The 9850-nt window shown below is 70.1% G+C and carries 13 protein-coding genes; 11 read left to right on the top strand and 2 right to left on the bottom strand.

Annotation, left to right across the window (positions count from 1 at the left end; translation table 11 throughout):
• Window positions 1-110: integrase core domain-containing protein (locus AB7F12_RS25240; protein ID WP_428501434.1), on the top strand; the 110-nt coding region annotated here is incomplete at its 5' end.
• Window positions 111-123: 13 nt separating this feature from the next.
• Here the strand turns inward: AB7F12_RS25240 and AB7F12_RS25235 are convergent.
• Window positions 124-411, bottom strand: coding sequence for a helix-turn-helix domain-containing protein (locus AB7F12_RS25235; protein WP_428502891.1), 288 nt, complete (start codon window positions 409-411; stop codon window positions 124-126).
• A gap of 66 nt (window positions 412-477) precedes the next feature.
• Between AB7F12_RS25235 and map the strand changes: the two genes are divergently transcribed.
• The 8 genes from map to AB7F12_RS25195 all read left to right on the top strand — a co-directional run bounded on the left by map (window position 478) and on the right by AB7F12_RS25195 (window position 6469).
• On the top strand, window positions 478-1251 hold the full coding sequence (gene map / locus AB7F12_RS25230) for a type I methionyl aminopeptidase (RefSeq protein ID WP_428502890.1): 774 nt from the start codon (window positions 478-480) through the stop codon (window positions 1249-1251).
• A gap of 240 nt (window positions 1252-1491) precedes the next feature.
• Window positions 1492-1626 carry an acyl-CoA dehydrogenase family protein gene (locus tag AB7F12_RS25225; protein ID WP_428502889.1) on the top strand — a complete coding sequence of 45 codons (135 nt, stop codon included), beginning with the start codon at window positions 1492-1494 and terminating at the stop codon, window positions 1624-1626.
• On the top strand, window positions 1623-1754 hold the full coding sequence (locus AB7F12_RS25220; protein ID WP_428502888.1) for a hypothetical protein: 132 nt from the start codon (window positions 1623-1625) through the stop codon (window positions 1752-1754). Before AB7F12_RS25225 ends, AB7F12_RS25220 begins: the two co-directional genes overlap by 4 nt.
• Window positions 1755-1865: 111 nt before the next feature.
• Window positions 1866-2237, top strand: a complete 372-nt coding sequence (locus AB7F12_RS25215; RefSeq protein WP_428502887.1) for a PEP-utilizing enzyme — start codon at window positions 1866-1868, stop codon at window positions 2235-2237.
• Window positions 2234-3436 (top strand): hypothetical protein, encoded by a 1203-nt coding sequence (locus AB7F12_RS25210; RefSeq protein ID WP_428517222.1) that lies wholly within the window; start codon window positions 2234-2236, stop codon window positions 3434-3436. The genes AB7F12_RS25215 and AB7F12_RS25210 overlap by 4 nt, the downstream gene beginning before the upstream one ends.
• A complete protein-coding gene (locus AB7F12_RS25205) occupies window positions 3433-5052 on the top strand; it encodes a PEP-utilizing enzyme (RefSeq protein ID WP_428502817.1) in 1620 nt (539 codons plus the stop codon). Before AB7F12_RS25210 ends, AB7F12_RS25205 begins: the two co-directional genes overlap by 4 nt.
• Before the next feature lie 8 nt (window positions 5053-5060).
• On the top strand, window positions 5061-6206 hold the full coding sequence (locus AB7F12_RS25200) for a hypothetical protein (RefSeq protein WP_428502818.1): 1146 nt from the start codon (window positions 5061-5063) through the stop codon (window positions 6204-6206).
• Window positions 6207-6286: 80 nt separating this feature from the next.
• Window positions 6287-6469 (top strand): hypothetical protein, encoded by a 183-nt coding sequence (locus tag AB7F12_RS25195; RefSeq protein ID WP_428502825.1) that lies wholly within the window; start codon window positions 6287-6289, stop codon window positions 6467-6469.
• Between the two features lie 129 nt (window positions 6470-6598).
• On the opposite strand, the gene AB7F12_RS25190 is transcribed toward AB7F12_RS25195, so the two are convergent.
• The gene (locus AB7F12_RS25190; protein ID WP_428502826.1) at window positions 6599-7411 is read right to left on the bottom strand and encodes a response regulator transcription factor; all 813 of its coding nucleotides are present in this window, start codon (window positions 7409-7411) and stop codon (window positions 6599-6601) included.
• Between the two features lie 119 nt (window positions 7412-7530).
• Here AB7F12_RS25190 and AB7F12_RS25185 point away from each other — a divergent pair, with 119 nt between their 5' ends.
• Complete coding sequence (locus AB7F12_RS25185) at window positions 7531-8271, top strand: PEP-utilizing enzyme (protein ID WP_428502827.1); 741 nt, start codon at window positions 7531-7533, stop codon at window positions 8269-8271.
• Window position 8272: 1 nt separating this feature from the next.
• The gene (locus tag AB7F12_RS25180; RefSeq protein WP_428502828.1) at window positions 8273-9814 is read left to right on the top strand and encodes a hypothetical protein; all 1542 of its coding nucleotides are present in this window, start codon (window positions 8273-8275) and stop codon (window positions 9812-9814) included.
• Window positions 9815-9850: the final 36 nt, after the last annotated feature.

Here is a 9850-nt window from a genome sequence, read left to right as displayed (position 1 = left end):
ACGACGAACGCGCCGCCGCGCTTGCCCCGTGGATCGAGTACTACAACACTCAACGCCGCCACAGCGCTCTCGGCGGGCTCCCCCCGATCAGTCGCCTGTCACCAACCTGACGGCCGAGTACAGCTAGGCGGAGCGTTCCCGGGTCCCGGGGACGGCCCCGCGCCGCGGCGCCGTGTTGATCTCCGTCCACACCTCGTCGAGGGAGAGGTCGAGGACGTCGGCGATCGCGGCGATGGTCGGGAACGCGGGGGTGGCGACGCGGCCGGACTCGATCTTGCGCAGGGTCTCCGGCGAGACTCCCGCGTCGAGTGCCGTCTCGAGCATCGAACGCGGCCCCCGGGCGCGGCGCAGCAGCGCGCCGAGGCGCTTGCCGCGCTCGACCTCGGCGGGGGTGAGCGGCAACCGGACCATGACGCCGATTCTAATACCGGGATAGTATGGCCGGGATACTTATTGGCACACCGAGTTGGACACGCATTGATCGAGATCCTGAAGCGCACCGACCTGCCGCGCGCCCGGAAGGCAGGCGCCCTCGTCGCCGACATCCTGCAGGCGGTGCGCAGCCGCAGCGAGGTCGGCACCAACCTCCTCGAGATCGACGCCTGGACGCGGTCCATGATCGTCGACGCCGGGGCCGTGTCCTGTTACGTCGACTACGAGCCGTCCTTCGGCCGCGGTCCGTTCGGCCACTACATCTGCACGTCGGTCAACGACGCCGTGCTCCACGGCTGCCCGCGTGACCACGCGCTGGCCGACGGCGACCTGCTGACCCTCGACCTGGCCGTCTCGCTGGGCGGCGTCGTCGCCGACTCGGCGATCAGCTTCGTCGTGGGGCAGAGCGCTCGCCCGGACGACCTCGCGCTGATCGACGCCACCGAACGTGCCCTGCAGGCGGGCATCGCTGCGGCCGGGCCCGGTGCGAGGATCGGCGACCTCTCCCACGCCATCGGCACCGTTCTCGACGAGGCGGGCTACCAGGTCAGCACCGACTTCGGCGGGCACGGCGTCGGCACCACCATGCATCAGGACCCGCACATCCCCAACAAGGGGCGGGCCGGGCGCGGCTACACGCTGCGCCCCGGGCTGCTGCTCGCACTGGAGCCGTGGGTCATGGCCGACACCGACCGGCTCGTCACCGACGACGACGGCTGGACGCTGCGCAGCGTCACCGGCTGCCGGACCGCGCACAGCGAACACACCATCGCCATCACCGACGACGGGGCGGAGATCCTCACCCTGCCGACGCGGTGACCGGCGCGTCCCCGACGCCCGGGGAGCGCCGATCCGCCCGCCGCACGGTCACACTGCCCGGACACGTCGGCGTCGAAGGCGCCCGCGGAGATGCGGGGAGCTCTGCGAGATCGAGATCGTCGCCCACCGACGTGCACTCGTGTGGCGCCGTCCGGTCGGTGACCATCGGGACCCCGGTGCCGCCTGTGTGGAGCGGCCCCGTGCCGGACGTCGAACCACCGCCATCCTCGCCGCACGCCCGTGAGCTGCACGCCCCTCGGTCACAAGGCCGCCAAGGACCTCCTCGCGCTGGTGAAGGTCGCGACGCCGCGCGTCGCGACGCGGGTGATCGACCGGGCCATCCAGGTCCACGGCGGCGCCGGGGTCACGACGTGACCCCGCCGGCCGGGATGTACGCGTGGCACAGGGCGATGCGCCTGTTCGACGGCCCCGACCAGGTACACCTGCGCGCGGTCGCCAAGGCCGAGCGCGTCGCCGACCCGGTGCTCCCGACCGGCTGGTGACCCAGGGAGGCGGTGGGAGCGAGGTGTCCCCCTACGTGCACTGGGTCACATCGCCACCCGGCTCCTACCGTCCGACCAGGGCAAAGGTGCCATCCACAGGACGGAGCAACGATGAGTGACCCGACGGACGTCGGCACGGGCGTCACCCTCTTCACCGCGGGCGAGGTGCGCGGCACCGCCCGCTGGTTCCACGACACCTCGGACGTCCTGTCGGTCGACGACGACGATCTGGAGGACACCGTCGCGTTCGTGAACAAGGGCGGCATGACGTTCCTGTCGCCGATCCTGCCGGACCTGCGTGCGATCGTCTGCACGGCGGGCAGCCGTGAGTCGCACCTCGCGATCCTGTCGCGCGAGTCCGACGTGCCCTGCGTACTCGCCGCGCAGCTCACCGGGGAGATCGCCGACGGCGCAACCGTCGTCCTCGACCTCACCGACGCGGAGACGGCACGCATCGCCGTTGCGGCGGAGGTGAGCGCGTGAGCACCGCCGTGTCGACCCCGCAGGACCTCACGGCGCTCTACACCGACGCCGCGTACGAGCCGAGCCTCGACGAGTGGAACTGGCTGGTGCACAAGGCCGGCGCCGCCTACAAGAGCGAGCTGTCGGCCCGCACGGTGTTCGAGTCCGAGCTGTTCGGGATGAACACCTACATCCTGATGTCGATGATGGAGGACTACCTGCGCGTCCCCGAACGGCTCCGCACGATCCGCGCGCACGCGACGCCGGCCGAGCTCGTCCGGCGTGCCCTTCCGATCGGCAACAAGCGCAGCTTCATCAACCTCGCCGCGATGCCGCTGCACTACCTGACCGGCCGCGAGCTGTTCGTCGACCTCGGCGAGAACTCCCTCGAGCAGGGGTTGGACGACCAGCTCGAGGTGCTGCGGTTCTGGCGCGAGGCCACGATCGCGATGCGCACCGACGGCGTCCTGTTCAACATGGACGCCGAACCGTCGAACTCCAGTCACGTGGTCGGCGACTGGTTGATGGCCGAGATCCTCGACGACCTGGTCCCGGCCGAGGACGAGACCAAGACCGCGATCCGCAAGTTCGGGGCCCGGCTCACGGCGTACGCGTTCCTCGAGAACTGCGACGCCCGCACCGCGGTCTGCGACACCGGCCCCTACGAGCTCACGGACGGCACGTTCCTCGCCCTGCGCGAGACCTGCGCCGACGGCGACGGCGACTTCCCCTGGCTCGACGGCATCCGCGAGACCCTGCCCTACCAGCACTTCGTCATCGCTCACCGGCTGCCGGCGCACGTGAAGATGGACAACAACGTGTGGGGCACCGCCTGGTTCACCCCCAGCGACTACCAGTCCGACATCATCTCCACGCGCGTCTTCTGCACCGACGGTGACGTGCTGCGCCCCCTCGGGCTGCCCGAGATCGACGAGGCCACCACGGCGATCCGCAAGGCGCACCGCGCGCTGTACCAGCGCCTCGCCGAGACCGACCCCGAGGAGCGCAACCTCTACGCGACCCAGATGTACGCGTGGAAGACCAAGGCGTGGGCGCGGTTGGCCGGGTGCTACGACGAGATCGACTGGTCGGTCACACCGCGGATCGCCGAGTCGTACGAGAAGTTCCAGGACCCGAACCTCGCACTGCAGCTGATCGGCGGGGTCTTCGTGCCCCAGGACCGTGACGGCTGCTTCCGGCCGCTAGGGGCACAGCGATGACAACGATCGGCAAGGGCACACCGTCCTACACCTTCACGCGTACGACGGGTCTGGTCCGCTGGTTCCGCGAGCCGCAGGACGTCATCGAATCGCTCGAGACCGACCTGGAGTCGACGATCGCGCTCGTCGCCTCCGGCGGCACCACGTTCCTGTCACCCATCCTCGGTCGGCTCGGCGGGATCGTCTGCCTCGACGGGACGCTGCGCTCGCACCTCGCGATCGTGTCCCGCGAGTTCGAGGTCCCGTGCCTCGTCGGCACCGACCTCACCCAGGACCTCACCGACGGCACCGAGATCGTCCTCGACATCGTCGACGGTGCGGGCGTCGTCCGCGCCGGGGCCGAGCCTGCGGAGTCGGCGCCCGCCGCCGACGTCAGCGCCGCATGGTGGGCCTACGTCCGCCGCGTCGGCGACGAGATCGCCGTGAAGGACTTCGATGTCACGGTGTCGCAGCAGGCCCTCGACGCGCTGATCGCCGAGGAGCTCACCGACGACCGCCTCGACGACCTGGTCCAGCACATGGGCCGGGCCTTCAAACCGGAGATGACGCGGCGGTCGGGCTTCACGTCCGAGCTGTTCCCGATGCTGCCGTACATGTCGTTGTCGGTGATCGAGGACTTCCACAGCTACGCGGAGCGCGTCGCGATCATCGACGCCGCCATGCCGGCGGAGGAGATCGGCAGGCGGCTGCGCGAGGGTCCGAACCGGGTCAGTCCGCTGTGGATCTGGATGATCGGCTACCACTACCTGTGCGGTCGCGAGTGCCTGATCCAGATGGGGAAGCTGCGTCGTGACGAGCGCCGCGAGGAGATCCGCACCGTCGTCGACTTCTGGCGGCGCCTGACGCTGGCCCACCGCGGCGATGGCACCCTCGACTACAAGGACGCCGGTTTCACCAACCGCTACCTGCCCCAGGACGTCGTCGACGAGCTGGCCGGCGCCGCGACGCTGCTCGACCCGGACGCGTCGAAGGCGCTCAAGCGGCTCAACGCGACGATCTCGGGATACTCGTTCCTGTACTTCTGCGACTCCCGCGTCGGCATCTGCGACTCCGGCCCGTATCCGCAGGGGAGCCGCCGCACGATCGTGCGGGACTACCTCTCGCTCGGCCCGTCGGCCTGGGCCTACCCGTGGGCGCAGGACCTGGAGCCGCCCTACGCGGGCCTGACGCTGGCGCTGACGTTCGACCCGGCGTCGTTCCGCGAGTTCGAGATCAACGACTGGGGCACCACCTTCACCGAGCCGGACCAGCTGCTGGCGTCGGTGACGGAGGCGGCGGTGTTCGGGTTCCACGCCGACGGCGGCCGTGAGCGGCTCTCGCCGGAGCGGTGGCCGGACGTCGCGGCGTCGATCACCTCGTCGCACATGACGCTCTACCAGCGCTTCGCGGCGATGAACCGGGAGGAGCGCATCTTCGCGGCGACGCGGATGTACACCTCGGGCCTGCGCCCGTTCGCGGCGCTCGCAGGGGTCACGGACAAGGTCGACTGGGACTTCTCACCCGACACGCTGGCCCTCTACCCGGACCCGTTCGACGACGACACCCAGGCCGCGACGATCTTCGGCACCGCCCTGGTGGCCAACGACATGCCGGGCTCGTTCTCGCCCGTCCGTTAGGAGCCGTTGTGCGACAGTCCATGCAGAAGATCACCGCGGCCGACGAGCTGCTGTGCCACCAGACGCCCGAGACCTTCGCGACGATCGCCCACGCCGACATCGCCTGGACCGAGAAGCTGTGGGGGTCGCTGTTCGCCCGCGACGGCTCGCTGCAGGTCGACGTCGGGATCGGCAAGTACCACAACCGCAACGTCATCGACATGTTCGCGGGCGTCTCCCGCGGCAAGGAGCAGCTGACGGTCCGGGCGTCGCGTCAGCTCGACCTCGACCCGGACCGGGTCGGTGTCGGGCCGCTGGACTACGAGGTCGTCGAGCCGCTGAAGAAGGTGCGGTTCACGCTGCGGGAGAACCACATGCTCCCGATCCGCTTCGACCTCACCGTCACCGGCGTGCTGCCCCCGTTCCTGGAGCGCAAGGACGCCCAGCGCGAGCCCCAGGGGTTCCGCATCCAGTCCGATCTGCTGCGCTACCACCAGGCGTCGACGATCTCCGGGACGATCTGGATCGACGGCGAGAGGATCGAGGTGCGCGACGAGGAGTGGTTCGGCTTCCGGGACCACTCGTGGGGCGTGCGGATGGACGTGGGGGAGCCCGCGCCCGACGTGTACAAGCCACAGCGCCTCGACCAGGACTTCCTGCTCACGTGGAGCCCGATGTACCTGCGCCGGCCCGACGGCACCGAGTACGAGATCCACCACTACCAGCAGGCCGTCGACCACGAGACCACCTACTTCTCGGGGTTCGTCAACGAGGCCGACGGTAGCCAGCTGCCGCTCAACGGGGTGATCGACGAGCTGAAGTTCGACCCGGTCAACCGGCGGCTCCTCGGCGGGAAGATGACCTTCGACGCCGGCTGGGGTGCGACCCGGACCGTCGAGATCGAGCCGATCAGCGACACCGGGTTCCACCTCGGGACCGGCCTGTACTTCGGGTTCAGGGGACACCGCCACGGCCAGTGGCACGGCCCGGCGCACCTCGACGGCGAGCGCATCGCCGACGTCTCCACCCGCGAGGCCGTGGAGCAGGTGCACCAGCTGCGCGACTGCGTCGTCCGCTGCCGCGAGGGCGACGCCGTCGGCTACGGCATCTTCGAGTCGATGGTGATCGGGGAGCACCCCCGGTACGGCCTGACCAGGGAGTCGTCCTTCCTGTAGTCATCCGGGTGGCGACGGTCGCGACCACGACCGTCGCCACTCACGAGGCATGACCAGCCGATGTTCGGGTAGCGGTGGGTATGGACACCGACAGCCCCGCCCCCGCCGCCGACCGGTCGCCCTTTCTCACCATGCTGACGACGACACCGGACACCGCCTCCGAACCCGTCCACGTCGTGTGGCATCCGCGGTACCGCTCGCTGCTCGGGCACAGGGTGCGCCGCGACGTCGCGGGGGAGTCGGGATCCGACCCGCGCGGCTGACGAGCGCGATCTCCCGGCCGGTGACAGCGGCCGCGGTGCGGGACCGCCACGCCCGGCCCGGGCGCCGACCCCGCTGGTCCGGCGGCGCGCCGACGGACGACCCGCGGTCCCGCGGGCCGGCCGGCACGGTCAGCGGGACCGGGCGAGCAGGGCCAGCTCCATGCGCGACTGGCAGCCCGTGGCCGCGAGGATGCGGCTCACGTACTTCTTCACGCTGTCCTCGGCGAGCGAGAGCGTCTCGGCGATGTCGGCGTTGGACAGCCCGTCGGCGACCAGCGCCACGACCTGCTGCTGGCGCTCCGACAGCCCGGCCAGCGCCGCCTTGGGCCGCGACACCGGCAGGCTCCGGGAGATCGCCGACAGCTGGCGGCTGAGCAGCCGCAACGTCGCGAGCTCCGCGGGCCCCAGCTTGTCGGCCCGCGGGTCGAACATGCCGATGAGCGCCGTGTGCCCGCCGGGCAGCTCCAGGCGTAGCGCGGCCGCGCACTCCATGCCCCACGTCGCGTGCAGGAAGTGCCGGACGTAGGCCTCCGCGGACGCCGGCAGGGTGCCGCGGGCCTGCAGCTCCGACAGCGACGCCAGCCCGCTCGAGACGAGATGGCGCATCGCCTGCGGCGTCCCGAAGATGTCGTAGCGCGACCAGCGTTCCTGGTACTCGGGCAGCATCTTGCTCGTGTGCCCCTCGACGAGCGGGGCCAGGTCGCCGAAGACGTTGTGGAACGTCGCGCCGGCGAAGAACGAGACGTGCGTGAGCGCGAAATGGGTGCTCAACGCCTCGACCATCTGCTCCTTGAAATCCGGGAGCGAGGCGGCGGTGTCGCAGGACTCCAACACGTCGAAGGCGCGCTCGTAGTCGGCCTTGCGCAGGACGGGACGAGTCGGGCGACGGGACCGGGCTGTCGTCGTCGACGCCGGACTGTCCACCAACGTGGACTGGGTCACACGGCGAACGCTACATACCTTTCGACCTCGTGAACAGGAGGGGATCCGCCGGGGTGTGGGCGCGGATCTTCCGCAGGCCCGCCAGCACCACTCCCACGTCCGCTCACAGCGAGGTGACCATGTCCGACTCCGCGCCAACAGCTGCGCAGACACCCGCGCAGACCCCACCGAAGTGGGGATCCACCGAGATGCTGCCCCTGCCGGGCCGCTACAACGGCGCCGTCCGCGCGCTGGCCGCGACGCGGTTCGCCGCGACCGGCGCAGCCTGGAAGGACGTCGTCTTCGACCGGCAGTTCGACCTGTTCTCCCTCGCCGACGCCCGGGCGATCGAGCAGGAGGCCCTCGACTCCGGGTACCGCTTCGACTTCTCCGCGACCGTCTCGCTGGAGTCGGAGCCCGACAAGTACAAGCGGCCGGAGAAGGCGGCGTCGGCGTTCGCCGACGGTCCTGTCACGGACGGCCGTCGCCAGGTCGGCATCGGCGACAACGTCCTGCGCAAGGCCGCGCCGATCACCGGCCCCGTCGCCCTGATCTCGACGACCGAGCAGGTCATGGGCTTCCTCGCCGACGGCGTCCCGCCCGGCACGATCGCGGTCATCGACGACTCCGGCGGCACGCTGACCGCACCGATCATCGAGGGCTTCGCCGGCGTCATCTGCCTCGGCGGCTCGGTGCGCTCGCACCTGGGGATCCTCGCCCGCGAGTACGACGTCCCGACGCTCATGAACGCCACCATCGACACCCTGTCCGACGGCGACGTCGTCGAGATCGAGGTGACCGCGGCGCCGCCCGCGGCCGACGCGTACGAGACCGGCGACACCGGGCACGCCCGGATCTGGCTTCTGGAGAACGGTGCCTGACATGGGGACTGACCTGACCTACGCGAAGCTGCTGGAGACCAACAACTATCTGCGGCAGCTCTCGGACACGACGTACTGGCTGTGCATCACGCGCACCGTCCAGGAGTCGAAGCTGTTCCCGATGAACCCGTACATGCTGCTCAGCTACCTCAACACCTTCTACCGGCTGCCGACGATGCTGCGCGAGATCGACGCCGCGACCCCGGCCGAGGAGCTGGGCGACCGGGCGCGGGAGGTGTCGCTCAAGGTCGACACCGTGAACGCGGCGTGGGGCATGCCGGCGTTCTACCTGATCGGCCGGGAGATGCTGATGAACTGGGGCCTGCTGGGCCCCGAGGACGCGGTCGACGACGTCGTCGACGTCCTGGACTTCTCGCGCCGGTTCAACCTGGCCTACCACCGCAACGACGGCCACATGACGAACAAGGAGTTCGGCGATCGCTCGCAGTTCCTGCCGGAGCGGACGCTGCAGGTCTTCGAGTCCGACCTGCACGGCGTCACGCCCGGGGACCGGCTGCACACCGCCGCCACCAAGTTGATCGCGCAGCTGTCGCAGTACGCGTTCCTCGCCCACTGCGAGTGCCGGATCGGCATCCACACGTCCGGCCCCTACAACTTCGGCGAGAACCGGCAGCTGATCGTGCGCGACTTCTTCGAGCTGACCGAGGGTGACTACCCCTGGCTCGACGGCATCGCCACCCAGCTGCCGCACGCCAACCTGACGATCCCGATCGTCTTCAAGGACACCAACTTCAACCTGATGGACGACTGGGCGTCCTTCGAGGCCGACCCGTCCTACGACGCGTCCAACATCGCCGCCGTCGGCATGTACACCTCCGACGCCCTGACCGACGGGTACGTGCCGGTCGGGATGGACGACGCGGAGTCGCTCGCCGAGACGATGGAGTCCTACCGCGAGATCCTCAACCAGGCCACGGCCGATCTGTGGAAGCGGATCGCGAGCTGGTCGCGCGAGCAGATGATCGACGCCGGTGCGCTGGTCTACTCGTCGGTCGCCAAGGACTTCGCGCACCTCGCGGGGACCTACCGCCAGTCCGACTGGTTCGAGCTCGACGACCGGGTGCAGCGGTTCAAGCCCTTGATGAACGACGAGTACGGCCGCGACAACCTCGGCGAGATGGTCGGCCTGCTGGGCTTCCCGCACCAGAAGACCAACGAGTACTCGATGGCCCGTTACTCGGGGCTGAACCAGAACATGCTCACCGGCATCCCGTACACGGTCCTGACCGGCGACGACTTCGCGCGCACCGCGGGCTCGGCGCTGTCGGGCTCGACGAGCCTGCCGCCCAAGACCGGACTGTGGACGACGAGCGCCGGGCGCCTCGAGGTCGACGACTTCAACGCCCGCGCCCGCGGCTTCACCCCGGGCACGCTGGCCGACGGCAACCGCTACCTCGACGAGGAGTGGGTCAAGCGCAACCACGGGACCGAGCGGGCCGACGCGCTGTACCGGCTCACGCAGGCGACCAGCCGCAACCTGGCCGGCCGCGGGTCGGGCCTGCGCCGGGCCGACCTACCGTAACCGCCGGGTGTGGCGGTACCGGCCGTGGGCGGTACC

The sequence above is a fragment of the Pseudonocardia sp. genome, assembly GCF_050250275.1.
GTDB lineage: Bacteria > Actinomycetota > Actinomycetes > Mycobacteriales > Pseudonocardiaceae > Pseudonocardia.
Note: the sequence above shows the minus strand (reverse complement) of the source record. Positions and strands in the feature narration are given on the sequence as shown.